This window comes from Flammeovirga sp. SubArs3, assembly GCF_947387565.1.
GTDB classification, from domain to species: Bacteria; Bacteroidota; Bacteroidia; order Cytophagales; family Flammeovirgaceae; genus Flammeovirga; species Flammeovirga agarivorans.
In genome coordinates this window covers 1-26,413 of sequence record NZ_CANDOA010000004.1, presented here as the reverse complement: position 1 = coordinate 26,413, position 26,413 = coordinate 1, and the positions used below count along the sequence as shown (strand labels likewise).

At 34.3% G+C, this 26,413-nt stretch carries 29 protein-coding genes and 2 tRNA genes; 23 read left to right on the top strand and 8 right to left on the bottom strand.

Annotation, left to right across the window (positions count from 1 at the left end):
* Positions 1–39 precede the first annotated feature (39 nt).
* From QL232_RS12455 to QL232_RS12395, 13 genes are all read left to right on the top strand, one after another.
* Positions 40–507, top strand: a complete 468-nt coding sequence (locus tag QL232_RS12455; RefSeq protein ID WP_281614355.1) for a hypothetical protein — start codon at positions 40–42, stop codon at positions 505–507.
* A gap of 113 nt (positions 508–620) precedes the next feature.
* A complete protein-coding gene (locus tag QL232_RS12450; RefSeq protein ID WP_168881904.1) occupies positions 621–1,028 on the top strand; it encodes a phage holin family protein in 408 nt (135 codons plus the stop codon).
* A gap of 16 nt (positions 1,029–1,044) precedes the next feature.
* Positions 1,045–1,470, top strand: coding sequence for a hypothetical protein (locus QL232_RS12445; protein WP_168881905.1), 426 nt, complete (start codon positions 1,045–1,047; stop codon positions 1,468–1,470).
* Between the two features lie 136 nt (positions 1,471–1,606).
* On the top strand, positions 1,607–1,843 hold the full coding sequence (locus QL232_RS12440) for an acyl carrier protein (protein ID WP_168881906.1): 237 nt from the start codon (positions 1,607–1,609) through the stop codon (positions 1,841–1,843).
* Positions 1,844–1,968: 125 nt separating this feature from the next.
* Positions 1,969–3,222: a beta-ketoacyl-ACP synthase II gene (gene fabF, locus QL232_RS12435; protein WP_168881907.1), complete on the top strand. Its 1,254-nt coding sequence runs from the start codon at positions 1,969–1,971 to the stop codon at positions 3,220–3,222.
* A gap of 211 nt (positions 3,223–3,433) precedes the next feature.
* Positions 3,434–4,177, top strand: coding sequence for a ribonuclease III (gene rnc, locus QL232_RS12430; protein WP_168881908.1), 744 nt, complete (start codon positions 3,434–3,436; stop codon positions 4,175–4,177).
* 284 nt (positions 4,178–4,461) lie between these two features.
* Positions 4,462–5,088, top strand: a complete 627-nt coding sequence (locus QL232_RS12425) for an NlpC/P60 family protein (RefSeq protein WP_168881909.1) — start codon at positions 4,462–4,464, stop codon at positions 5,086–5,088.
* Positions 5,089–5,136: 48 nt separating this feature from the next.
* Positions 5,137–5,643 (top strand): NlpC/P60 family protein, encoded by a 507-nt coding sequence (locus tag QL232_RS12420; RefSeq protein WP_168881910.1) that lies wholly within the window; start codon positions 5,137–5,139, stop codon positions 5,641–5,643.
* A gap of 152 nt (positions 5,644–5,795) precedes the next feature.
* The gene (locus tag QL232_RS12415) at positions 5,796–7,664 is read left to right on the top strand and encodes a DNA topoisomerase IV subunit B (RefSeq protein WP_168881911.1); all 1,869 of its coding nucleotides are present in this window, start codon (positions 5,796–5,798) and stop codon (positions 7,662–7,664) included.
* A gap of 413 nt (positions 7,665–8,077) precedes the next feature.
* Entirely contained in the window at positions 8,078–8,911 is an 834-nt protein-coding gene (locus QL232_RS12410; RefSeq protein WP_281614354.1) for an alpha/beta fold hydrolase, read from the top strand.
* Between the two features lie 4 nt (positions 8,912–8,915).
* Complete coding sequence (locus QL232_RS12405; protein ID WP_168881913.1) at positions 8,916–9,515, top strand: YigZ family protein; 600 nt, start codon at positions 8,916–8,918, stop codon at positions 9,513–9,515.
* Positions 9,516–9,520: 5 nt separating this feature from the next.
* The gene (locus QL232_RS12400) at positions 9,521–10,324 is read left to right on the top strand and encodes an EI24 domain-containing protein (protein WP_281614353.1); all 804 of its coding nucleotides are present in this window, start codon (positions 9,521–9,523) and stop codon (positions 10,322–10,324) included.
* Positions 10,299–11,150, top strand: coding sequence for a hypothetical protein (locus QL232_RS12395; RefSeq protein WP_281614352.1), 852 nt, complete (start codon positions 10,299–10,301; stop codon positions 11,148–11,150). The genes QL232_RS12400 and QL232_RS12395 overlap by 26 nt, the downstream gene beginning before the upstream one ends.
* On the opposite strand, the gene QL232_RS12390 is transcribed toward QL232_RS12395, so the two are convergent.
* The gene (locus QL232_RS12390) at positions 11,147–11,719 is read right to left on the bottom strand and encodes a phosphatase PAP2 family protein (RefSeq protein WP_168881916.1); all 573 of its coding nucleotides are present in this window, start codon (positions 11,717–11,719) and stop codon (positions 11,147–11,149) included. The two genes, QL232_RS12395 and QL232_RS12390, sit on opposite strands and share 4 nt — an antisense overlap.
* A 9-nt stretch (positions 11,720–11,728) precedes the next feature.
* Positions 11,729–13,351 (bottom strand): glycosyltransferase family 39 protein, encoded by a 1,623-nt coding sequence (locus tag QL232_RS12385; protein ID WP_281614351.1) that lies wholly within the window; start codon positions 13,349–13,351, stop codon positions 11,729–11,731.
* 170 nt (positions 13,352–13,521) lie between these two features.
* Between QL232_RS12385 and QL232_RS12380 the strand changes: the two genes are divergently transcribed.
* On the top strand, positions 13,522–13,890 hold the full coding sequence (locus tag QL232_RS12380; protein ID WP_281614350.1) for a hypothetical protein: 369 nt from the start codon (positions 13,522–13,524) through the stop codon (positions 13,888–13,890).
* 131 nt (positions 13,891–14,021) lie between these two features.
* A complete protein-coding gene (locus QL232_RS12375; protein ID WP_168881919.1) occupies positions 14,022–14,333 on the top strand; it encodes a hypothetical protein in 312 nt (103 codons plus the stop codon).
* 76 nt (positions 14,334–14,409) lie between these two features.
* Here QL232_RS12375 and lepA read toward each other — a convergent pair whose 3' ends face one another.
* Positions 14,410–16,203, bottom strand: a complete 1,794-nt coding sequence (lepA, locus tag QL232_RS12370) for a translation elongation factor 4 (protein WP_168882097.1) — start codon at positions 16,201–16,203, stop codon at positions 14,410–14,412.
* Positions 16,204–16,470: 267 nt separating this feature from the next.
* Here lepA and QL232_RS12365 point away from each other — a divergent pair, with 267 nt between their 5' ends.
* From QL232_RS12365 to QL232_RS12350, 4 genes are all read left to right on the top strand, one after another.
* A complete protein-coding gene (locus QL232_RS12365) occupies positions 16,471–17,214 on the top strand; it encodes a ThiF family adenylyltransferase (RefSeq protein WP_281614349.1) in 744 nt (247 codons plus the stop codon).
* Positions 17,214–18,011 (top strand): hypothetical protein, encoded by a 798-nt coding sequence (locus QL232_RS12360; protein ID WP_168881921.1) that lies wholly within the window; start codon positions 17,214–17,216, stop codon positions 18,009–18,011. Before QL232_RS12365 ends, QL232_RS12360 begins: the two co-directional genes overlap by 1 nt.
* A 58-nt stretch (positions 18,012–18,069) precedes the next feature.
* The gene (locus tag QL232_RS12355) at positions 18,070–18,366 is read left to right on the top strand and encodes a DUF6787 family protein (RefSeq protein ID WP_168881922.1); all 297 of its coding nucleotides are present in this window, start codon (positions 18,070–18,072) and stop codon (positions 18,364–18,366) included.
* A 255-nt stretch (positions 18,367–18,621) separates the two neighbouring features.
* Entirely contained in the window at positions 18,622–19,896 is a 1,275-nt protein-coding gene (locus QL232_RS12350; protein ID WP_281614348.1) for a SpoIIE family protein phosphatase, read from the top strand.
* Here QL232_RS12350 and QL232_RS12345 read toward each other — a convergent pair.
* The 3 genes from QL232_RS12345 to QL232_RS12335 form a co-directional block, all read right to left on the bottom strand.
* On the bottom strand, positions 19,885–20,121 hold the full coding sequence (locus tag QL232_RS12345) for a hypothetical protein (protein ID WP_168881924.1): 237 nt from the start codon (positions 20,119–20,121) through the stop codon (positions 19,885–19,887). The two genes, QL232_RS12350 and QL232_RS12345, sit on opposite strands and share 12 nt — an antisense overlap.
* Entirely contained in the window at positions 20,082–20,582 is a 501-nt protein-coding gene (locus tag QL232_RS12340) for a DinB family protein (RefSeq protein ID WP_168881925.1), read from the bottom strand. Before QL232_RS12340 ends, QL232_RS12345 begins: the two co-directional genes overlap by 40 nt.
* Before the next feature lie 128 nt (positions 20,583–20,710).
* Positions 20,711–21,076, bottom strand: coding sequence for a hypothetical protein (locus tag QL232_RS12335; RefSeq protein ID WP_168881926.1), 366 nt, complete (start codon positions 21,074–21,076; stop codon positions 20,711–20,713).
* A 636-nt stretch (positions 21,077–21,712) separates the two neighbouring features.
* Between QL232_RS12335 and QL232_RS12330 the strand changes: the two genes are divergently transcribed.
* The gene (locus tag QL232_RS12330) at positions 21,713–23,014 is read left to right on the top strand and encodes a Y-family DNA polymerase (protein ID WP_281614347.1); all 1,302 of its coding nucleotides are present in this window, start codon (positions 21,713–21,715) and stop codon (positions 23,012–23,014) included.
* Between the two features lie 435 nt (positions 23,015–23,449).
* Here QL232_RS12330 and QL232_RS12325 read toward each other — a convergent pair whose 3' ends face one another.
* Positions 23,450–23,938: a hypothetical protein gene (locus tag QL232_RS12325; protein ID WP_168881928.1), complete on the bottom strand. Its 489-nt coding sequence runs from the start codon at positions 23,936–23,938 to the stop codon at positions 23,450–23,452.
* 201 nt (positions 23,939–24,139) lie between these two features.
* On the opposite strand from QL232_RS12325, the gene prmC reads away from it, so the two are divergent.
* The gene (gene prmC / locus QL232_RS12320) at positions 24,140–24,970 is read left to right on the top strand and encodes a peptide chain release factor N(5)-glutamine methyltransferase (protein WP_281614346.1); all 831 of its coding nucleotides are present in this window, start codon (positions 24,140–24,142) and stop codon (positions 24,968–24,970) included.
* Positions 24,971–25,027: 57 nt separating this feature from the next.
* On the opposite strand, the gene QL232_RS12315 is transcribed toward prmC, so the two are convergent.
* On the bottom strand, positions 25,028–26,002 hold the full coding sequence (locus QL232_RS12315) for a VWA domain-containing protein (protein ID WP_168881930.1): 975 nt from the start codon (positions 26,000–26,002) through the stop codon (positions 25,028–25,030).
* A 245-nt stretch (positions 26,003–26,247) separates the two neighbouring features.
* Between QL232_RS12315 and QL232_RS12310 the strand changes: the two genes are divergently transcribed.
* Positions 26,248–26,332 (top strand) — tRNA-Ser (locus tag QL232_RS12310).
* A 6-nt stretch (positions 26,333–26,338) separates the two neighbouring features.
* Positions 26,339–26,413, top strand: a tRNA-Pro gene (locus QL232_RS12305).

The following is a 26,413-nucleotide window of genomic DNA, read 5'->3' as shown; positions in this document are numbered from 1 at the left end:
GAAGATTTTGTATATTGATGTAATACCCATCACCTACATATGAAGAAACTATTGTATACGATTCCTTTATCTCTGTTCTTAATCTGTTTGGATGCTTGTAGCTTTTCTTATAAAGAACCTGCTCCATTTGTAGATGACCACATCTTAATTGAATTATATGATCAATTTGGCGAAAATTTATTAAAAGAGGTAAAGAATAATCATATTTCACATCTATCTATTTTCAGAATTAAGGAGAATAAGGAGAAACAGTATATTCAATATGACATTGTCTCTAGTGATTCATTAAAAAGCAAAGTTCCTTATAAAGGAATATTCACGTCAGAAATCAACGATCCTACGGAAACGTATTACATACAGTATGAAGATATTATAGACACGATCTCAGTAAAGAAAAATACATTAGAAGACCAAACAGAACTCATCAATATTCTATTTTACAACCGAAAGAAAATTGAAAGTTCACCCCTTCATCCACAGCGGAATCACTTTATTGTGATAAAATAATTTGAATAAATATGCTTTCAAGCCTATTCATCTTAATTAGAAGTTTCTATTTTTGACAATAGAAACATCAACCTCTCATTTTTTTATCTAAAATTAGAAAGGCCACAAAAGATATGTCAGGAAGGAAATCTTTAAGAAGTCGAATTTTTACGGAAGAAGAACAACAGTTTCAGAAAGAACGCTTTGACAAAGTGATTCAGTCTATTGTGAAACTGATTGAAACGTATGCGAAATTATTTACTATTCAGTTAAAAACTGGTCTTTCAGGTATGTTGGCAATTTTAGCGATGGCCGTCATCTTATTGACCTTTTTAACACTTGCTTTTAGTTTCTTCGCATTAGCATTTGCTTTATTTGTAAATTATATATTCTCTTGGCCTTCATTTGCAGGTTTTAGTATTGTTGGTGTATTCTGTATAGCTCTATTTGGTGTTGTCATTAAAAACGCCAAGAAGCTTAGAAATCAATTCCTTATATGGATTGATCAAGCAGTAGACAGTATTAACGAAGAGAACGATTAGTCAATTTCCCAAAGATATGAGTGATATACTAAATAAATCCAACGAAATCAGAGATCGCCTCAATGAGGAGAAAGCTCAATTAAAAAAGGACACAAAAAAATATAGAGACGACTTAGTAGATGTTGCCTCTGAGACTGTTTCGGGCATGCGTACTGATGTGAAGAAAGTACTTACATATGGTGCAGCATTGGTTATTACCTACAATCTTTCGAATTGGGCTTTTAAAGTTGGTAATAAACGTAGCCAGAAGAAATACCTTAAAAAATTAGCAAAAGCCAATGCCCAAAATGCTGCCGGAGGGGACGTAAAGATCAAAAACAGCAAAGTTCCGTCATTTGGTAAAATGCTTCGAGATGAAGCAATGGTATTCCTAATGGGCGTCGCTAAAGAAGAACTAATAAATTATTTACAAACCAGAAAGGAAAGAAGGGGCAAAAAATGAAACTGACTATCAGTTAATTAAGTTTCTTTAAGTATGCATACATAATATAATCGGGGTGTTTCTCGGTTGAATATTTGGACTTATAGATTCTTATTCATTTCTTTGCAACTCAATTGGTCAACTAAAAGTTATTAAGATGTCCGAAATTGCAGAAAAAGTAAAACAAATTATCGTTGATAAGCTAGGCGTTGAAGAATCAGATGTAACTCCTGAAGCTAGCTTCACAAACGACTTAGGTGCAGACTCACTTGACACTGTTGAGTTAATCATGGAATTCGAAAAGGAATTCAACACTTCTATTCCTGATGACAAAGCAGAAAGCATCACAACTGTAGGTCACGCGATCGCATACCTTGAGGAGAACGTAAACTAGTTTACACTCCCTTTAAAATAAGCGAATCAAACGCTAGCGAACCTGATAGAGCAAGCGCCTCGAAAAAAGGATGCTAAATCTGTCAGGTTTGTTTATTTTTGGGCTATTCCAAAAGATAAATTTCCATGAAACCGAGAAGAGTTGTTATTACTGGTATTGGTGCAATCACACCACTAGGTAATAGTGTCGAAGAATACTGGAACAATCTAGAGAAAGGTGTTAGCGGTGCTGCCCCTATCACTAAATTCGACGCTTCAAAATTCAAAACACAATTTGCTTGCGAAGTAAAAGACTTCGTAGCAACTGATTATATTAACAGAAAGGAGGTTCGTAAAATGGACCTTGTAAGCCAATACGGTGTTGCCACTGCTAAACAAGCTATAGAAGATTCTAAAATCGATCTTGAAGCAGTAGACAGAGAGCGTTTTGGTGTAATTTGGGGTTCAGGTATCGGTGGACTTAAGTCTTTACAAGACGAAGTTTCTACTTTCGCTACTGGCGACGGTACTCCTAGATTCAATCCTTTCTTCATTCCTAAAATGATCCCAGATTTAATTCCTGGCCATATTTCTATGACATGGGGATTAAAAGGACCTAACTTCACTACCGTTTCTGCTTGTGCTTCGGCAACAAACGCAATGGTAGACGCATTCAATTACATCCGTTTTGGTATTTCTGACTTGTTTGTAACAGGTGGATCTGAAGCCGCTGTATGTGAGGCTGGTATTGGTGGTTTTAATGCTTTAAGAGCATTATCTACTCGTAACGACTCTCCTGAAACAGCTTCAAGACCATTTGATGCTACAAGAGATGGTTTTGTTCTTGGAGAAGGTGCAGGTGCATTTATCTTCGAAGAATTAGAGCATGCGAAAGCAAGAGGTGCTAAAATCTACGCTGAAGTAATTGGTGGTGGTATGACTGCTGATGCTTACCATATGACTGCTCCTCACCCAGAAGGTGAAGGTTCAAGCAGAGTAATGGCTGAAGCACTTAAAGATGCAGGAATTACTCCAGAAGATGTAGATTACATCAACGTTCACGGAACATCTACTCCACTTGGTGATATTGGCGAGATCAATGCAATCAAGAAAGTATTTGGTGAAGCAGCTTATGATGTAAATATTTCTTCAACAAAATCAATGACTGGTCACCTTTTAGGTGCTGCCGGTGCAGTTGAAGCATTAGCTTGTCTAATGTCAGTTGAAAGAGGTGTTATTCCTCCAACAATCAACTTTGAAACTCCTGACGAGAACCTTGATCCTAAATTAAACTGTACGTTCAATGAGGCACAAAAGCGTGATGTAAATATCGCTTTGTCTAATACGTTCGGATTTGGTGGTCACAACTTCTCAATGGTATTCAAAAAGTACGCTGAGTAAATTAGACTTTACATAGATCAACCCGTTAGAATCAACTTCTAACGGGTTTTTTTTACCTTTAAATTTGTACAAAAATCTTAATAATTGTATTTCAACTATTTTTGAATGAAAGATTTATTCGAAAAAACACTGAAAGTTTAGATATTTTTTACATTTTTGAAGTATCAATTTTATTCCTCGAGATGTATCGAGACAAAGAACACATCTGTTTATGATTTTAGGAAAAATCTTTAAACGATGGGTCTCTTCGTATAATGAAAAGGAAAAAGAATTGGATCATGTGGTTCGACAAATCACAGGTAAAAAACCTTACAACATCAAGCTGTATCATCTCGCAATGCAACATACTTCTGTTGCTTTTGAGAACAATTCAGTAAAAGGGTTTAAGGAATCCAATGAACGATTGGAATACCTTGGCGATGCAGTACTAGGGGCTGTCGTTGCCGAATACCTCTTTAAAAGATACCCTTATAAAGATGAAGGGTTTCTAACTGAAATCCGCTCCAGAATTGTAAACAGAGAATCTTTAAACCGATTAGCTGTTAAGATTGGGTTAAGTCAAATGGTTGCATTTGAAGGAAGAAAAAATTCCGCTCTTAGCCATAAATCAATTTATGGAGATGCGATGGAAGCTTTTATTGGTGCTATCTATTTAGATAGAGGTTTTCATTTTACAAGACGCTTCATTATTCATAAACTTCTAATGAGACATTATGATATTGAAGAGTTGATTGTCACTACTACCAATTTTAAAAGCCTCATTATCGAATGGGCTCAGAAAAACAGTAAAGCAGTTGATTTCACTGTTTCTAAGCAAGGAGGAAAAGACGGAAAGCAGTTCAAAGTGAACTTAACAATTGACGGAGAAGTGCAAGCAGAAGGAGCCGGTTATAGTAAGAAAAAAGCCGAGCAAGACGCTGCCCGTAAAACTTGCGAATCGCTAACCCTAATTTAGTGGCACTCTAAATGAGTAAAAAGGCCCTTTTAGATCAAGATAATCTAAGAGGGCTTTTTATTTTGTCATTATTTTTGCTTTAATCATCCCATTCCAGCTTTCAATATTTATATTGGAAACGAAGAATACTATCTAGAAAGAAAGCAACATAATACTACTATATCTACTTAAAATGGCATTAAACAGAGAGTTTCATCACATGAGATTTGACACTTGTAGTTCATTTTTTGTACATTTATTGAGCTTCTTTCGAGAAAAAATTCAGTTTTTATTCAAAGATCAATATGAAAATCAACAAACTCTATATTACTCTTACCTTAGGATTTTTCACCCTGTTTTTTCAATCATGCCAATTTGGAAAACAATATACTTACACTACCCGTCAAGATAGAATACAAGATGTAGAACAAAAGCAGTTACAGGAAATTGGATATCAATCTAATGCCAACACAAATACTGCATCTGTAACTACAGAAGACAATGTACCTACGATGACAACTACCGATGATATTGTAAAAACATTATCTGCAAAAGGTAAAGCCGAGGTAGCATTAAAAACAGCTCATTCTTACAAAGGTGTTAGGTATCAAATTGGAGGTACAACTAAAAAAGGCATGGATTGCAGTGGACTTATGTTAGTTTCATGGCAAGCAGCCAATGTAGAGTTACCAAGAACATCTCAACAACAAGCAAAAACAGGAAAGTACGTTCCTTTTGCCAGCTTAAAGCCTGGAGACCTTGTCTTTTTTTCAGGTCCAGGTACAAATAGCATCAAACATGTTGGAATGATTTCTAAAGTGGTCAATGGAAAAAACTACTTTATCCATGCTAGTAGCCATGGTGTAAGAGAAGATGAAATCTCAGAAGTATATTGGAAAAAATATTACAAATTAGGGCGTAGAGTAGATTAATCGCCCCTCTCTTTTTAAAACAAAACAACAACATATCATTTATTTTTTATGCAAAAGACAACCATATTAAAAGCAATCATTGGGTTATTTTTTAGTCTTGTAATTTTCTCATGTGGAGATAACCAAAAAACAAACGAAACTTCATCAAACTCTGGGTCTTCAATGGCTCAAACAGAAAAAGCTGCGTTAGCTGTTTCTACTGCCAAAGATTATATCGGTACTCCATACAAAAGTGCAGGCGTTGATAAAGAAGGAGTAGATGCAAGTGCATTAACAATGTTATCTTGGAAAGCTGCAGGTGTTAAATTAGCTAGAATTGCACAAGAACAATCTCGTCAGGGGCAGCAAGTGGTAATGGATCAAGTTTCTTCTGGAGACCTTGTATTTTTTGCTCAAAATAAAGGCGGAAAACAAGTAAGTCTTTGTGGTATCGTTACAAAAAAGACAGCTCAAGGATTTAACTTTATCTATACTTCTTCAAAAGATGGTGTAAAAGAAACTGCTTTTTCTCCTTACTGGAAAGACAGGTTAGTCGTTATCAAAAGAGTAGGATAATCTATTTCTTTTCAATTGGTGAAAAGTAATTACGAATCAAAATTTAGATTCTAATTCTTACACCATTATGCTAAATAATAAGACATTTTAACCGTCGAGAGTTTATTTTGTTTAATTTTAAAGCTATTATTGTGTAGTAAGGATAACAAACTATGGCAGAAAATAAGCATAATTACGACGAGAGTAGCATTAAATCGCTAGACCCTCGAGAACATATACGACTTCGCCCTGGTATGTATATCGGTAAATTGGGAGACGGATCTGCTCCTGATGATGGTATTTATGTACTAGTAAAAGAAGTTGTCGATAACAGTATCGACGAACACATGATGGGATTCGGTAAACAGATCGATGTAAGTGTGGAGGATGGTTCTGTTTTGGTTAAAGATTACGGTCGTGGTATTCCATTAGGAAAAGTAGTAGACTGTGTATCTAAAATCAATACAGGTGCAAAATATGACTCTAATGCTTTCCAAAAATCTGTAGGTCTTAATGGTGTTGGTACAAAAGCTGTTAACGCATTATCTAACTTTTTTAGAGTTCAATCTGTAAGAGAAGGAGAAAAGAAAGTAGCAGAATTTGAAGCAGGTAAATTAATTAATGATTTCCCTGTAGCTTCTTCTAATGAAAAAAATGGAACAACGATCTACTTTAAACCGGATGCTTCCATTTTTAAAAACTATCGATTCCTTCCTGATTATTTAGATGATTTATTTTGGAACTATGCCTACTTAAATGCAGGACTTACTCTAAAACTAAATCAAAAGTCATTCTTTTCTAAAAATGGTTTAAAAGACCTTCTAGAAAGAAAAACAAATGCTGAGCAAATCAGATATCCTATCATTCACTTTAAGAGTAATGATATCGAATTTGCATTTACTCATGCCAACCAATATGGAGAAAACTATCACTCTTTCGTTAATGGTCAAAACACAACGCAAGGTGGTACTCACTTATCTGCTTTTAGAGAGGCGATCGTAAAAACAGTAAGAGACTTCTTCGGGAAAAACTTTGATGCAACGGATGTTAGAGCATCTATTATTGCAGCTGTTTCTGTAAGAGTTCAAGAGCCTGTTTTCGAATCACAAACGAAAACTAAACTTGGTTCTACTCATATTGCTCCTGATGGTCCTACTCTTCGTACTTTTGTCAACGAATATGTACACAAAGAACTGGACGACTTCTTACATAAAAATACAGAAGTAGCTCAAGCCATCTTGAAACGTATTCAGCAATCTGAACGCGAGCGTAAAGAAATCGCTGGTGTAAAGAAAATTGCAAATGAAAGAGCAAAGAAAGCCAACCTTCATAATAAAAAACTAAGAGATTGTCGACTTCACTTCAACGACAAAAAAGGTGAAGAAGAAAATAAAAGAAATACCACTCTATTTATTACCGAGGGTGATTCTGCATCTGGTAGTATCACAAAATCGAGAAATGTTCAGAGTCAGGCTGTATTCAGCCTTAGAGGTAAGCCTTTAAACTCTTTTGGTCTAACGAAGAAAGTGGTGTATGAAAACGAAGAGTTCAACTTGCTTCAACATGCACTGAATATTGAAGATGGAATCGACGGCCTTCGTTACAATAGAATTGTTATCGCTACCGATGCCGATGTAGATGGTATGCACATCCGTCTGCTTATTCTAACTTTCTTCTTACAATTCTTCCCTGATTTGGTGGAAAAAGGACATGTTTATATTCTTGAAACACCTTTATTCAGAGTAAGAAATAAGAAGAAAACGATCTATTGTTATTCTGAAGAGGAAAAGAACAAAGCAATTAATGCATTAGGAAATAAGCCTGAGATTACTCGATTTAAGGGTCTAGGTGAGATCTCTCCTGATGAATTTGCTGGCTTTATTGGTGAAGATATCCGTTTGGATCCTGTTATTCTAAGCCAAGACAGTAATATCAAAGAACTTCTGACTTACTATATGGGTAAAAACACTATGGATCGTCAGAAATTTATCATCAACAATTTAAGAGTTGAAAAAGATGAAATAGAAGAAGCAGAAGCTTAAATTTCATTTCTATGATATAAAGAAAAAGAGGTAGTCATTTCAATGAAATGAACTACCTCTTTTTTTAGGACTAAGAAGAGTAAGATGAAACATCCTGTCTTCCCTCTATAACTAACGTGTAACTATTTAAAATCTTTAGAGAGTTAAGCTCGCTTAACTTTTTATTACTAATACTACTTTTTTTCATGACACTATACTACCTATTTATACAAGGTTTGGTCTAAATAAAACAAATATTTAATATTCAGATATTTACAAATATTCATCACTCCAAACACTGTTTTACCACTGTATCATTACCAATCACTTTGTCCGAAAATGTACATTTTTCATAAGCATTTATTTATGAATTTCTACTTGTAATTTTGAGGCCACACTCTCGACTTCAATATTTATTTCATAATTTTATACTTATGAAAAAGATAGAATTTGTATTACCATCTAACTATAATCAACAACGATTTTTAGCAGATGCTCGATGGATAAATGAAGGAAAACTCCCTACTGTTATTCTTGTACATGGTTTTAAAGGCTTCAAAGATTGGGGTGCTTTTAATTTAATAGCTGATACTTTTGCTCAACAAGGATACTGCTGCATTAAATTAAACTTCCATAGCGATGGAACAACTCTCGATATGCCTTACGAAGTAGTAGATCATACTGCTTTTGGTAACAATAATTTCAGTAAAGAATTAGACGACCTAGGTGTACTTATCGATTGGCTTCATCATGAAAGCTGTCCTTTATCGTGTGTAGATACAAATGCTTTATATCTCTTAGGGCACAGTAGAGGTGGCGGAGTTTCTCTATTGAAAACTGCCGAAGATCAACGTATCAAAAAAGTAGCTACTTTAGCCTCTATCCCGAGAGTTGATTCTTTTTCTGAAGAAGTAATGCAACAATGGAAATCAGAAGGTGTTATTCATGTTGTTAATGGAAGAACACAAGAAGAACTTCCTCTTTTTTACCAAGCAGTAGAAGACTTTAATGCTAATAAAGGTCGCTTATCGATCGGCGAAAATATCAGTAAAGTTGTAACACCTATCTTATTAATACATGGAGATCAGGATGAAACCGTTCCTGTCCAAAGTTTAGATATGCTAAAAGCTTTTCAACCCAATGCCGAAACTGTAGTGATAGAAGGAGCTTCTCATACCTTTGGATCCAAACATCCATGGGCGGAAGAAAACCTACCTGAACATTTACAAGTAGCTATCAATAAAGTATTAGAGCATTTCGGAAAATAGATTTATGGAAGACGCATACTTAACGATCAAAGGTACCAGCGAAGGCCTTTACAAAGAAAAAGGTAGTAAGTTTATTGCTCTAGCACACCATGTTACTACAGAGGAAGAAGCTAAAGCTATTGTCAAAGGCTACCGTAAAGAATATTATGATGCTAGACATTGGTGCTACGCTTACATTCTAGGTGCTGATAAAGCAAAGTATAGGGCCAATGATGATGGAGAACCTAGTGGGTCTGCAGGTCTACCTATTTTAGGTCAACTACGTTCTAGCAATGTCACTGATACCTTAGTTGTTGTCATTCGTTATTTTGGAGGGACTAAACTAGGAGTTCCTGGTCTAATTCATGCCTACAAAACATCGGCTGCCGAAGCTCTAGAACTTGCAGACATTGAGGAAAAGTTCGTACAACGCAAGATTAAAATTACATTTGCCTACCCCGAAATGAATGATGTAATGAAAGTTGCCAAGCAATATGAATTAGACTTTGGACAACAATCTTTTGATGAACTTTGCCATATTGAATTTTTAGTTAGGGAAAGTTTATTTCCTCAGGTGAAAGAAAAACTAGAAGACGTTAACGAACTTATCTTTTCAGAATTGTAAACTATATGAAACCATTAAACTACTATAAAACGGTATCTTTAAGCTTAAAGAATTATTCAAAAGCATTTCAGTTTATCAAAGAACATCAACTGACAAAGTATTATATCTACATCAGTTTTTTTGCTCTTCTTTTAAGTTTTCTGATTATCAGTGGTGGTTTATACCTGAGCCATCAAACTATACAAGCAGTTGAACAGTTTAGTATGGTCATTTCATTTAAAGAATGGGTGGCTTCTTCTTTTCCTTCTATTGCCGACTCTTTAGTTTATTGGTCGTTATTTTTCTTGATTGAAGTTCCTATACTTATTTCTGGGTTTCTTGTTTTCCCTGTAATTCTCAACACCATTACCTTTCCTATTCTGGATAGTTTGACAGAGAAAGTGAATACCATTTTGTTTGAACCTGATGCGACCTCAAGCATGAATCTCAAACGAATGATGAACATGTTTTTTGAAATCACAATTCCTAATGCTTTCAAGAGTATTATCTATTCTTTGATCCTCCTTCCTTTTTCTTTTATCCCTGTCATTGGTCCGTTAGTAGTTGTCATATCTATATCGATCAATGCCTATTATTTGGGTTTTGACGTTTTAGATAACTATTTTGAGAATTGGAACATCAAAGTAGATCAAAGTAAGCGATTTATACGTTCTCATAAGAAAGTATCGATCTGTACAGGTCTTGGAGGAAGCTTAATTGCTATGGTACCTATCATTGGAGGAGTTTTATCTCCTGCATTAAGCATCGTTGCTGGTGGGTTAATATTAAAAGAATTAGAAGTTTATGAGACTTTCAAAAACGACATATAATTGCCTATTATCCGTTCTATTTATACTATCATCATGTGGTGCTTTTGAAGAAGATGACACTCCTGGTACTGGTGAATTAGTGGAACAGATTGTGTCTTCGATAGAATTAGAATACAATCTTGCAGATCCTGACGGAGATGCATTACGAGCTATTTTCTATACTTATGATAGTAATAAGCTACTATCTGTTGGGCAGAACTTCATCAACGATTCTTCTTCTTTTATGCTCTTCTCTTATGATGACAATGACTTATTAGATTATATAGAGGTAAGTAATGTTCAAGGAACTATCCTGCACAATTACTCTTTTACCAAAGTCACAGACAAAAGATCGTTGGTTTTAAAAGATGGCAAACCCTATATGAATGTTGCCTACCATAGTAACTCAGATCTTCTTTATAGTGTTCAGAATTTGGGCACTAACACTACTACCTTTTATACTTATGAAGACGGTAATTTAGCCCAGAAAACAATTTTTCTAGAAATTATTGATGATTTGGATAATGCTCCAGACTTAAGAAGTGTCTACTCCTACAGTAATTACGGTACTTCTATCTTTGCGACATTTTTACCTTTATCATCTATTCTGATACTTAATGAAATTGAGGATTATCGTCTGACAAACGAACTATCTACATCAACACATTCTGTAAATGATGTCAACCGATATTTCACGAGAAATGACAGTACAAAAATAGAATTCCGATCAATCCTAAATGAATACACTTACCCTAAAACCATCTCGATGATTTATTCGATTCAGGATAGTGCATTCCATCAGATCATTCATTCTATATCGTATGTGGGAGATAGCTCTCCTTTCTAAGTTTTTAGCTGGGGATACCTTTTTGTGACTTCTCTCAAAATAAGTCTTGATAAGTATACGGCAAGAATACCTACTATCCATCCACCTAAAATATCTCCAACAAAATGTACACCTACGGCAATTCTGCTGTAAGAATACAACGCTGTCCAGATAAATAATAAAGCAGCTCCCTTTACTTTATTCTTCCATTCCAGAAAGAAAAACAAGGCAATTGCCATAGAAGTAGAGGCATGTGAGGAGACAAATCCTAATGGTCCACCTCTATAACCATGTAATGTATGGACCAAATCTGCTATTGCACTATCATGCGAAGGTCTTGGCCTATTGACTAATGGCTTGAAGATTTGTGAAGCAATCACATCTGCTAAACCAATAGCTATTCCTACACCTATCAACGTCATTAGAGTGTTTTTCCAGCCAAATTTCCAATAAGAAAAACCTATAAGAAATACGTACAAAGGCCAAGAATTAACTGGTGTTGTTAACCACCAAAAAAAAGCGTCTGATGCTTCATTATGATGTCCATTTAGAAAAAGGAATAGTTCTCTTTCCCATTCAAAAGGCTGCATATCTAATATCTATTTGAGTTTATGTTTCTTTTCATGAGGATTCGGGAAGTCGTAATTTCCTTTATATCCTCTCAATCTATAGAGATATGCATAACGCATCAATACTCCACTTCTTGTTACTTCTACTCGATCTACTTCTTCAATTTTTTCAAAATAGTTACCAAACTGTTTGTGAACGTCTCTCTCCCAGTTCGTCACATTGATAAAGTAAACATCTTCTCCCTTTTCCAATCCGCCTCTATCTTCATTGATCCAGGCATATTTATGAATCTGATCCCAATTGCCCATCATGATCATTTTATGATGATTAGGGTAGGCAATATAAAAATCTATATGTGTACCTGGGAACCATTCGAAGCCTACGAATTTGGCATCCTTAGGCATATTTCCGGCTTCTACATCTTTATCAATAATTGGAATAATTTTCTTATTTATCTGCCTCCAACCGTACATATCTTGTGTGAAGTCATACTCACCAAATACTTCCGGCTTATTGATATCATTTTTACCTAATTGAATCGGACTATAATTTATCAACCAATATGCAATGGCTAATAAAACGGTTAAGAAGGTAGTTGAACCGACAATTCGTCTTGGTTTCCAAAGTCTCCAAGCATTTTTCGCTTTTGAATCGATCAATTTCACTCTCCAATAAACTGCAGCAATGATGATTAATGGTAAATACCCAGGGCCTGTCCAATGGGGAAGTGTTCTTCTGAAAATTGCGAAAGATGTAAATACCAGAATCAATGGCAAACCATTATATAACAATACTTGCAATTGTTTCTTCTCCATCACCTTCTTCCCTTTGAAAATACCCACCAATGCAGCGATAATCAAGTACCAGTTCCAAGGATTATTGTATGCGATTTGTCCACCTACTTCAGTAAAAAAGTAGTCTAATCTTACTTCCAAAGCAGGCGTTACTCTTTCTGTATGGAAAGTAAAACTGATAAAATCATTACCATAGTTCCACAACAAAACAGGAGTCATGCATAAAACGGCGACTAACCCCGCAGCCCACAAGCTCCAATCTTTCAACCATCTTCTATCTGCAATGATTGCATATAAAGCAACACCTATTCCGATAAAGGCTCCATGATATTTCGACAAACCTGCCAAACCGATCATCAAACCACCTAAAACCAAGTTTAATCTTGCCTTACTATCAATTTTCTCTTTTGGTAAAGATTCCATCAGAAAATACAAGCTCAACATCCAAAACAAGGTCTGTGGAGTATCAGGAATAATAAATATCCCTGCCAAAATCGATGCATAAATAGATGATGTATATAAAAAAGCAGCATATATACCTGCAATATTATCTTTTAACCTGGATGCGATTTTAAATGCTAAAAATGTATTTATCCCTGCAAACACAACCCCTCCTAATCGCATAAAAAATTCGTAGGGCAATGCTAAATTGAATGTAAAAAGTTGAATCACCCAACCTACCATTGGAGGATGATCAAAATGACTCAATTCAGGATATAAAGCGTATGTCCAATAATACACCTCATCATTACTAAATTCCATAGTCCCTCCAATAAATCCTCGGACTATAGAACTAATAACAATCAAACGAAGAACAATGCTAGTAGCTCTACTTTCTGTAATACTTTTTGTTTCCATGCTGCAAATCTAATTTTTTATTCGCCAATGCACATGAACTTTTTGAATTTTTCGAAAACAACAAAGCTTAAAAAATGTTTCTATAGTCAACATTGCATCATTATATCCGTAAGTTACCTTAATGAATTTCTTAAATTCTTAATACTTTCATTAATAAACTTCTAGCCCATATGAAATCTACTGTCAAATTTCTGTTCCTGTTTTTTATCACAAGTATTCTTGTATCCTGCGTTGATGACGTCAACTCTACCCCTCCAAGAACAGTACGCGTAAACTTTGATTGGTCTGCTGCCAACCTTGCCGGTTTAGATTCAGCAGTATTAAGAGTTTCACATCAATCAGCTGCGGCAGAACTTATTGTAAAACCAGGTCAAGAGGGCATCAATTTTAATGAAGTGATAGGAAACTTAGTAATTCATGAAACTCCAGACCCCGAGATCATCAATACTCCAAGCATTGGCGTGGTAGATCAAACATATATTGTACCTATTGAAGAAGACTCTGTGACCGTTTTATTTATTACACCAGAAGTGAAATAGTACAATTTTCATAAAGTATTACAATTTGATCTTCAGGTATTTCTATTCAAGAATATTACTTTATTTTTTTCCTTGAGAATTAAAATAAATTATGTAACTTCTTGATTCAAATACTTTTAGAAAACTATTTTATGAAAGTTACAGACTTTATTTCTACAGAAGAAAGCGGAAATAGAGAGGTAAAAGTTAACCGAGTTGAGTTTAGTTTAATTCACGATGGAAAAGATGAAATAAAGGGTGTTTTATATATGCATGTCTACTATTTCATCAACAATTACGATGAAAAACCGATGTGTAGAACCTACAAATTTTGTCATATTCATACCGAGGATTGGCTCTATTATCACTTGGTAGGAGGAAATGACAATATTGAAGCAAGAAAATGGCTACTGGAAAGAATGCGTACTCAATACGGTATTTCTTTCTTAAAGAAATTAAGATAAATCATCAGTAGAAAACAAAAAGCGATAGAAGATTAAATTCTCCTATCGCTTTCTTGTTATATACTCTCCGGTAAAATTAGTCTACCTTCAATACTGACATAAACGCCTCTTGAGTTACTTCTACGTTACCCAACTGACGCATACGTTTCTTACCTTTTTTCTGTTTCTCTAATAGCTTACGCTTACGAGAGATATCACCACCATAACATTTTGCGATTACGTTCTTACGTAAAGCTTTAATTGTTTCTCTGGCGATAATTTTTGTTCCGATAGCTGCTTGAATTGGAATCTCGAATTGCTGACGAGAAATTACTTCACGTAGTTTCTCACAAATCTTCTTACCACGATCATAAGCACCGTCTCTATGAACAATTGCAGAGAATGCATCTACAGGATCATTGTTCAGCAGAATATCCAATTTCACTAATTTAGATGGACGGAAACCGATCAATTCATAATCAAGTGAAGCGTATCCTCTAGAAATTGTCTTTAACTTATCAAAGAAGTCAAATACAATTTCTGATAAAGGAATTTCAAAGATCAACTCTACTCTATCTGTTGTTAAGTATACTTGATTCTTCAATTCTCCTCTTTTTTCCATACATAAGCTCATAATTGGGCCTACGTACTCTGCCTTAGATATAATGTTCGCCTTGATATATGGCTCTTCGATTCTATCTAATTTAGATGGATCTGGCATATCAGAAGGGGCATTTACAACCACTTCATCTTTAGTAGCATTGTTCATATATGCATGGTATTGTACTGATGGAGCAGTAGTAATCACCGTCATATTGAATTCACGCTCTAAACGCTCTTGTACAATTTCTAAGTGAAGCATACCTAGGAAACCACAACGGAAACCAAAACCTAAGGCAACCGATGTTTCCGGCTCCCATACTAGTGATGCATCATTCAGTTGTAATTTTTCAAGAGATGCTCTCAAGTCTTCGTATTCTGTTGTATCTACAGGGTAAATACCAGCGAATACCATTGGCTTCACATCTTCAAAACCTTGAATTGCTTCTTCACAAGGGCGTTCTGTTAAAGTAATTGTATCACCTACTTTTACTTCTTTTGCTTCTTTAATACCAGAAATGATATAGCCTACGTTACCAGCGGAGATACTTTTTCTAGATTCTTGCTCTAACTTAAGTACACCGATTTCATCAGCTTTATACTCTTTTCCTGTATTGACAAACTTTACAAGGTCACCTTTTTTCAATGTACCATTCAAAATACGGTAGTATACTTCTACACCTCTGAATGAGTTATACACTGAATCAAAGATTAGTGCTTGTAATGGTTCTTTTGGATCTCCTTCTGGAGCAGGGATTCTATTTACAATTCCTGCAAGAATATTCTCCACACCTAAACCTGTCTTACCTGACGCTTCAATGATATCTTCTCTCTCACAACCTAAAAGGTCCATGATTTGATCCGCTACCACTTCAGGGTTGGCATGTGGTAAGTCAATTTTATTCATCACTGGAATAATTTCCAAGTCATGTTCCATCGCCAAGTAAAGGTTCGAAATTGTTTGTGCTTCGATACCTTGAGAAGCATCGACAATTAGTAACGCTCCTTCACAGGCTGCAATTGATCTTGACACCTCGTATGAAAAGTCAACGTGACCAGGTGTATCAATCAAGTTTAAAACATACTCTTCACCTTCATGAAGGTAGTTCATCTGAATAGCGTGCGACTTGATAGTGATACCTCGTTCACGCTCCAAATCCATATTATCTAGCAACTGACTTTGCATATCCCTTTGTGCAACAGTTTGCGTCGACTCTAAAAGACGATCGGCTAATGTTGACTTACCATGGTCGATATGTGCAATAATCGAAAAGTTGCGAATATTCTCCATCTTGTCCATAATGACAAAGTTACGTGTATTTCTCTAACTCTCTATGACTCTGTATATATCTAACAAAACTATTAACGAAATTATACAGTGTCTGAAAAAATAATCACAAAAATATGGGAAAAGATCAATTGAACATACCTTCACCTTACATTATTATGTGAAACTGATTTAATTTTACATTAAAAAAATTTTCTGTTTTGTATTTTTTCGTGTTATTTTATTATTATATCAACTTTTAACAAACTATTCATTTTATACAAATCACCTATGGACTTCAGTAGAAATAGTTTCTTTATCCCAGAAGAAATACAAAAAAAATTATCACAAATTGACATCTTACTTTGTGGAGTAGGTATGGGAAGTGTCGTTGCAGAAAGCCTTGTACGTTTAGGTGTTTGTAACCTAATTATTGCAGATGGTGATATAGTAGAATTATCAAACCTTAATCGTCAGAACTTTACATCAAATGATTTAAATGAACAAAAGGTTAATTCACTGGAAAAAAGACTTTTGAGCATTAACCCAAAACTCAAGCTTAAAATAGTAAATAAGTTTCTGGTCAAAACTGATCTCCAAGCTTTAATATCAACTGTTGATTTTGTAATTAATACAATTGATTTTGATCAACCGGCATTTTTAGAATGCCACACTCTATGTAAAAAGTATAAAAAATATGAACTCTTTCCCATTAACTTAGGATTTGGAGGTTGCTTAATCTTAAATACACAATCAAGTCCTTCTTGGGATGATTATTATAAGTCATCCGATCATAATAAAATAAAAATGATGATACTCAACGATGTTGTCATCAATAATTCCTTTAGTGAAAAAATGCTGATTAAATTTAATGAGTATAAAACTTCTCCACCTGAACATGACCCTCAGTTACATTCTGCCTCTTTAAGTTGTTCCATATTAATTACAACAACAATCGTTTCTATATTATTAGGAGAAAATATCAAAACATTCCCTGATACAATATCATTTGACCCATTATCGATTATAAAATAATGCAAAAGACAGAATCATATGGCAAAGTCATAGTAGAGCGTTTTTTATTCCCTGGTCAGTATCTAAATGACATCGAATTAGAACAACTACAAAAAAATATTACTTATATAAATAATGACAGAATTAACCATGCTTTAATTTCAGTCAACAATTCTCTTGAACAATTTAGAGAAATGACGAAACATATGGTTATTGCATTAACTTCTTATAAAGAAAAGTATAATGGATTTATTTTTTGTCCTGTATTAAAATCTCCAATCAACGATACTTATATTTTTCATGCAGGTCTTATCGTAATGAATCGCAATTATTTAGGAAATAATGCAATTTCTATTTTAGGCGCTGGAAATGCTTTTTTTGTTTACAAGCATCTAAAAGTTCGTTCCTTTTTTTCTACTAACATAACAAGTACTCCGTCTATAGTTGAATCGTTTTCTAAGTTTGGAGGAAAAAATATTTGGCCATCTCCTAATGCAAACCTTAGAACCCCTAACAAACATTATAGGTCAATATTGAGAACTTTAAAAAAGGAATATATTAATGTGTTTTTTCCAAAAAATGAGACAATAACTGTTGATGAGAAGCGCTTTATCTTGAGATCATCTTCACAAGAAATGGGATTTAATACATCATTTGATTCAATTCCAAAAGCAGATAGCTTAAAGTATAATCTATTTTGTAAACTTTGGATAAATTATAAAAAACAAGAGGACGTTATTCAAATTGGAGAATTTTCACTACGATCATTCCTTAAAGTTTGGATATATTTAAAATTCTTGAGGTACAAAATAAAGTAATTCTCTTACTAAAGATAGGAAGATAACTTATATTGCATTTGTACTAGATTATTCGTTAATGATAAATAAGCTAAAAAAACGTTGGAATGTTAAGAGTAACACAGATGTTATCATCATCCTCTTAGTCTTTGCACTAACAGGGACTACGTTTATGTACACTATCAAACCTTATGTATATCCAATCTTCGGGATTACTAGTGAAAGTGCTACTTGGGTTCGTATTTTAGCCTTCTTTTTTATAGGACTTCCATGCTATCAGGTACTTCTACTTATTTGGGGAACATTACTTGGTCAATTCAAGTTTTTCTGGGAATTTGAAAAACGAATGTTTAGACGAATGATTGGAAAAAAATAAATCAACTTTGCCTCCTTTACCCTTATTCTTTTTATTGTGATTTTCAATATTACCCATCAGTATAACAACAACCATAAATACATTCTTCATAAATACCGTTTAGAGTGTATCCATAAAATTAAATCTGCATCACCATACTTCTTTAGTATTTACATACTAATAATATCATTTTTTGTCTACAATGATTATAGCAGCTTTTCTAATCCAATAAACTTTAGCGCTGTAAGAAGCCCCTCTATACTATTATCTATTTTTATGATTCTATTATCATGGATTCCTAAATTCAGAAATAGTACCCACAGATATTGGCAATACTTTTACAGTATTACTATAACTTCTATTATTTATAGCTTATATGCTATCACTTTCCTTGCATATAATCACCCTCTATTTGAAGCTGGTCTTTACATTATCACTGCGATGGAGATGGTTTTCTTTACATATAGCGTATTACCATCTGCCGTTATTACTAGTATTATCCTCGGAGGACTTTTCACCTTTTCTACATTGCTAGAGGTGAACTTTCATATCTTCTCGACCTTTTCGTTGCTGCCTAATTTCATAGCCATTCATATTGCGATGATTTTTATTTTTATCATTAAAAACAAGAATCATTATCAAGGGTTTGTCAACTATTGTTTGCTAGAAAATGAAAGAAATAGAAATCAAAAGCTATACGACATCACTCTGAATCAGAACAAGACACTCGTTACACAAAATTTTAAAATTGAGCAGCAGAAAAACCTTCTTTCTTCTCAGTTTCATGAAATTGAAGACAGTTTAAAGTATGCCTTCAATATCCAAAGTGCTCTTTTACCGTCCTTTCAATCCCTAACACTACCCAGAATAAAAGACGCTTTCCTTTACAATAGACCCAAACACCTTGTAAGTGGTGATTTTCATTGGCATGGAACCACTCAAGAGTATCAAGTAATTGCTACAGGAGACTGTACTGGGCATGGTGTGCCAGGGGCGTTAATGAGTATGTTAGGTATCTCCCTACTAGACAGAATTGTCAATACAGAAAAAGTGGATAACCCTAAAGTGATTATCGAAAGACTGCACAGAGAGATCAATCACTTACTTAAAAACACAGAGCACAACAATGATGGCATGGCTTTATCAATCATCTGTGTACCACTTGATACCACAAAGAATACACTCACATTTGCAGGAGCCAAAAGTCCTTTGTTAATCATAAAAAATGAGAAAGTTGAATTCTTCAGAGGCAGTAGATACTATATAGGTGGAGATATCGACCTTCATGAAAAATGCCATAACAATACCGTCAATATCGAAAAAGATATGCTTGTATATATGTATTCTGATGGCTTTGAAGATCAGTTTGGTGGGGAAAAGAATAAAAAATATAAAGCTGCTCAGTTTAGAACTTTGCTTCAAGACATTTCTCACAAGTCTTGCTATGAACAAAAAATAATGCTTGAACAAGAATTCAAACAATGGAAGGACACCCCATCAAAAGCATCCTTCCAAGTTGATGATGTGTTGGTTATGGGTTTAAGATTCTGATACAGGTGCTATTTTATCGATTTCATCCAAACGCACTGTATCACCGTTGTCCAAAACAGCATATTCCACTTTATCCACTACTTTTAAGGTATGGATTTTCGTTTGCACAGAGTGGTTGTTGTACGAGATAGCCAATAGAGTTCCTCTCATGGCCCATATTTCATAATGGTCGTACACTGTACAACTTATTGGGCGATAGCTATTGTCGGAGTTTGATTTTCCCATGATTTTCTTTGATGCTCAATAACGCGTTTCATCCCTAAAGCATATCCAATATGTACACCTTCATGTACATTATTAAATTTGATCGCTTCTGAAACTGTAGTAATCGTCACTCCAAGTCCAGATACGTACTTTTCATACTTTCTAAAAACGCCTTTTACAAGGTCTTCATCCAGTTTTTCAAGCAATGTAATCGAGAGTTTCTTTAGTTCGTGGATCTCATCTTCGGTAAGGTCTCTTTCGGGTTTGCTACCTTTCCTGAATAGTTTGATCCATTTTTCGTCGATTCTTGGGGTAAGCCCGGACTTGTTGTAACACAATAATTGATGGGTAACAATATTATGGCCAAAGTTCCAGATAATATTATTATTGTAGCCTTCTGGGATGTAGTTAAGATCTTCAATAGACATACTTTCTACTAAAGAAATAAAGCGTTTACGCAGCTTTCTAGATGTGTTAAACATAAGATATAGAGGTTATACTTTACAAGTGTCTAAAGTACAAAAATTATTTTCTACATCTAATTTTTTAGGACATAAAAAAGCCTTCATTATCAAAAATAATGAAGGCTTTTTAACTGAATATCAATTCACTAGTTTTCATTCATCTTGCATGTTTCTAGTAAAATGATCCTATCCATAAATAAGTTTATTTCGTTTTCTACATCGTAATCTAAGTCTTTATTAAACTGTATATTGACTAATCGATCCAACTCTTGTTGTAATTCTGCCAATTTACTTTTTAATGTCACTCGACGCTCCATTTCTTCAATAATAGCATCTAAATGTGGAAACTTATTGTCCTTGATATATTTCTTCAACTCTTCCTGATCATCGTACGAAAGACCCTCATGAGCTACCTGAGCTAATTTTAGACCTTCAACTAAATCTGCTGTTTGACTATATTCTGTGAATTTTTCTTTCAGAACTTCAACAAGAAAGGATGATGAGATATTCATAGTATTAGAATTTTTAAGCAACAATAATTTGTAAGACTGATTGATCTTCTTTCTATTAGTTAAACTTGATCTCATCGTTTTCTGTTCGGTTTATTAATCTGTATTAACAATGCAATATAAAAGTATTATTTTTCGCAGTTTCTATTGTATTAACTCCGAATTTCAGAACATAGTATATGTTGTCTTACTTTTTTAACCGATAAAATAGGGAATAAAAAAAAGAGCTCCACAAGGCAAAGCTCTTTTCCAACCCAAAAACTAACTATTTCTCATTGCTATACTCTTTGGATAGAGATAATTACTACATTATCTCATCTCTAATATTTTTACAACTCAAACTTAATTGAGTACTATTTCTATCTGATTACATAACTTATACACCTCAATTATAACTCTCCCTACTTTTCAGTATTTAAAAATTTGTTAAAATTTAAATTGATTACATAAAATAAAAGCAACACTATAACATTTCACAAATAGATTATAAAATTGACAATATTTTAAACATTAAATTCCGGTCTATGATGTTTTTTTAAACTATAATACATATTTTTGTTTAAATAATTATCAAAATAGGTAAATACACCCCTCCCTACCTTTTTGAGTTTTTTTTCAGAATATGTTTGATAGTAAGAAATGACAAAAGTAGATACCCTAGGAAGAGCACAACGTAAATATGCTCTTGTGGATTGTAATAGTTTTTATGCTTCCTGTGAAAAAGTTTTCCGTCCCGACCTTTCTCACCTACCTGTAGTAGTACTTTCTAATAACGATGGATGCGTTGTCGCCGGTAGTAAAGAAGCAAAGAAGCTTGGACTAAAAATGGGAACACCTTTCTTTAAGGTCAAAAATATCATTCATAAACATCAGGTATCTGTCTTTTCGTCTAACTATGCATTATATGCCAGCCTTTCTAAACGAGTAATGAGCATCCTTAAAGAGTACGCTCATGCAATTGAAGTCTACTCCATTGATGAGGCTTTCTTAGATTTAACAGCTACAGAGAACAGCGAGGAAATCGGACAACTTATACGTCATCGTATCTGGGAAGAAACGGGAATTCCTGTCGCTGTGGGTATTGGTACTACCAAAACACTTGCAAAACTGGCCAATCATGTTGCTAAAAAAGACGATCGCTTTAATGGAGTATGTGAGTTTGAGAATTATTACAAAGACAAACAGTACATTGCTCATTGGAGTGTCGACGAGCTTTGGGGGATTGGCCGGCAACATACCTTATCTCTAAAAGAATATAATGTACGAACTATCGGTAGCTTTATGGATCTTCCTGAAGGGAAAATCAAAAATCAATGGCATATTCCAGTATGGCGTATCTATAAGGAACTTCAAGGGGTACGATGTAATGAATTTTCTGCTAAAGTCGCCGCTAAAAAAGGGATCGGTACAGCCAGGACATTTTCTAAACCTGTCAATGATTGGGATAAGCTAAAAGAAATTTTCTCTGGCTTTGTCGCCTTGGTGGCGGAAAAGCTGCGTAAACAAAACTCTTGTACCCAACGCATCTCCGTTTTTGTATCAACAGACAAACATAGGGAGCAACATCCCTATTACGGAAGTAAAAGTATAAAACTCGATATACCCACAGACGATACCGCTTTATTGATAAAAGTAGCTATCCCACTTTTAAAGTCGATTTTTTTCGAAAAACACAATTATAAAAAGGCTGGTATCTATATTATGGACATTACTCCTAATTATTCTCGCCAGTTATCTATAGAAAATTACTGTTCTGAGGAAATTCTTACACGGCGAAGTAAATTGTTAGACACACTTGACAAGCTTAACCGAAAAATGGGAAAAAATACAGTAGTCTTTGGTTCTCAGCGTATAGAAAGCAGAAATGCGTTTGACATGAAGCAGGAGCACAAATCGGCAGGTTTTACAACAAAAATCGATGAATTACTGTCTGTTAGATAATTGAATTACTTCGGTTTAATCAGAATAACAAAGTACATCTACCTGTAAAATTTTAGTTAAAAATTAGAGTGATAAAAGCTTAATTACCCAATAATATGCTGTGATAATCTTAAAAAAACGCAGAAATATCACATACCTCCTTTTTTTTCGTATAAAATCATTGTTTTTCATAGGATTTTTCTCACTTTTGTGATGTACTTATCAAAGAAGTGGTTAATAGCTTCTAATGTTTTGATAAAAACGGAACAAAAAGGAGATTAATCTAGTTAGATAGGTACAATATGAAACAAGTCATAAACGTACTTTCAAGAAATTGAAAGGATATTTATAAAGAACTCATTTTTAATTGGTTTTAGTTTTTAGCTAAGTTGTTAAAGGTCCTGCTCTATGAGCACGACCTTTTTCTTTTTTTATACCTATTTTTTTAGAGAGCTATTACGCTAAACCTTTTGTCATATAGTTGACGATGAGATCGTGATCAACATCAATATCTTTAGACAGCATAGATTGTACACCGAGCATTACAGTACCGGCAAAAATCATCTTATTAGTATCATTATCAAAAAGGCTCATATAAGCATCCCTTACATAAAGCATAAAAGGGTTTCCACCTCTACCCTTCGATTCTAAAAATTGGATAATTGTAGAGTACTCATAAAAAAAGTCGATTTCAAAACGGTAGAATGACTCAATAGTCTGATCCAATTCTCTATATTGTTTCGCTTTTTTCTCACCAATAAGTTTTACAATAGAATCAACAAGGCCGTATTCTCCGTCGAATCTAGTATAAAAAACTTTAGTTGTAGTACCACAGTGGCTTGCTAGTTTTCTTAACGACCACTCGCCACCATCAAGAATGTATTGAATTGACATTTCAATCATAGCATCCTTAGTAGGAGCAGCGTTTTTTCTTACTTTTAACATAATCAATTAGGTATATTAGATAATCGTATTGTCTTATTGTATCTTTTCATTAGATTAAATGAAACATTGTTTCAAATATCATTTAATTTATGTAAAAAAACACCATTACTAAAGAATATTTTTGTTAAAAACATCATTATTGTACTTTGCTACAACTAGCATTGTATAGGGGATTGGAACATCAACAGTAAAGAAAAAAGAATGACCGCGAAAGAAATACATCAATTAATATATACATCACTTGAAACAGTATATGATGAGAATGAAGCAAATAGCATTGCTTATTTATGGTTAGAAAAAAGGCTTCAGCTAAGCCGTACTGATGTGATTCTACAAAAAGAGGCCATCGATTTTAATAAAGAACTATTTCAACAAGACCTTGAAAGACTTCAAAAACATGAGCCAATACAGTATATAATTGGAGAAGGGGACTTTTATGGGCGGGTATTTCAACTGAATAAAGACACTTTGATTCCTAGGTCTGAAACTGAAGAATTAGTTCATCTGATCTTACAAGAAAATAAATCCGGTCAGTTGTTAGATATTGGCACAGGTTCGGGGTGTATTCCTATTACAATAGGGCTTGAAAGCGACATCACTACGTTCGGTATAGACGTGAGCGAATCTGCTTTAACTAAGGCAAAAGAAAACGCCCATAGCTTAAATAGCACTACAAAATTTCAATTACTAGACATTCTAGAACAAGACCTAAGCTCATTTGATCCATTAGATATTATCGTAAGTAACCCACCGTATGTTACTTATAAAGAAAAAGAGGTGATGGATAAAAATGTAGTAGAGTTCGAACCAGAATTAGCCCTTTATGTAGAAGATGACAATCCTTTGATTTTTTATAGACGGATTTCAATGTTAGCATCACAAAAACTTACAGAGGGAGGAAAGCTATATTTCGAAATCAATGAGCAGTTCGGTAAAGAAACCGCAGACTTGATGAAAAAAGATGGATTTAAAAACATCGAAATTATCAAAGACTTCCAAGGAAAAGATAGAATAGTAAAAGGTATTCTGTAATAAAAAAAGGGTAAGCTTCAATTGAAAAGCTTACCCTTTTTTTATCCTTCTCTTAGGTTATATTTTAATCACTCTTACAGCCAGCATCACATCCAATGCAAGCAATAATAAGCCAACTAATAAAAAGTAATAATATTTATTGGCACCCACATCGGCCATTCTAGAACTTTTTAGCTCTCCTTCGATATCATTAATCGACGAAATCAAACGGTTTATATCATTCTGCTTATCACTAATCTCAAAATATTTACCATCAGTTTCTTTAGCTAATTCTTTTAAAGAAGCTGAGTTGAGTTTCGTAATTACATCATTTCCCATTTTATCTCTCTTAAAGCGGTAACCTGCAGGAATCTTACTTCCTTCTTCTGTACCAATCCCCAAAGTAAATAGACGAACGCCTTCTTCTTTGATGTTGTACACCGCATCATTGGTATTTTTACCATGATCCTCTCCATCGCTAATTAAGATAATTACTTTCGATGCTTTTTTAGCACTTGGAAGTCCTTCTTCTGCATCATTAAGTTTAGTAATTGCCATTTCAAGTGGTGGAGCGAAGTCAGTGCCTGTATTCGAGATAAGTGATGTACTCATTGTTTCAATAAACATATTGAGTGCATTACCATCGTATGTCAATGGACATTGTAAAAAAGCGTCGCTGGTAAATACAATTAAACCGATACGATCGGAATTGAATGACTTAACGATCTGCTTTAATTCAAATTTTAATTTGGCCAACCTCGAAGGCTTTACATCTACAGCATCCATCGACTTAGATAAATCAACACATATGTAAATATCCTTGCTAATCGCTTTTACTTCTTTTTTCATCTCTCCAAAGGATGGACCTAAAAGAGCAAAAATGAATAATGAAAAATAAAGCGATCTTAAGATCAATTTATATAAAGTGGCGCCGCCTTTTGCTCTAAAAGATTTTCTAGCTCTGATGATTCGAACCAGATACAATCCATAAAGCACGATAAAAACTGCAATTAAAAGCAATTCTACACTACTGAGCTCTCCTGCAAATGTCATGTTTGTTATAAAGTGTTTACCCTGTTTCAGTAAAAATGTATGCTAATTTAAAAGATTTATTGATGTAAAGGAAAATGCTAAAAAAAATTGAAGTTTTTTATAATTGACAATCAATACAATGCATAAAACATAAATTTAATTAACACTTTTTTATTTAAAACGATTTGGATTAATCGACCTCATCGAACATATTTGCATCGCATTAAACAGAAAGGCAGTCAGAAATGACGGCCTAAGTTGTGCCAGGAGAGTTGCCAGAGTGGTTAATGGAGCGGTTTGCTAAACCGTCATCGGGAAACCGATGCATGGGTTCGAATCCCATACTCTCCGCAAGTTCGGGATGTAGCACAGTCCGGTTAGTGTACCTGGTTTGGGACCAGGGGGTCGCAGGTTCGAATCCTGCCATCCCGA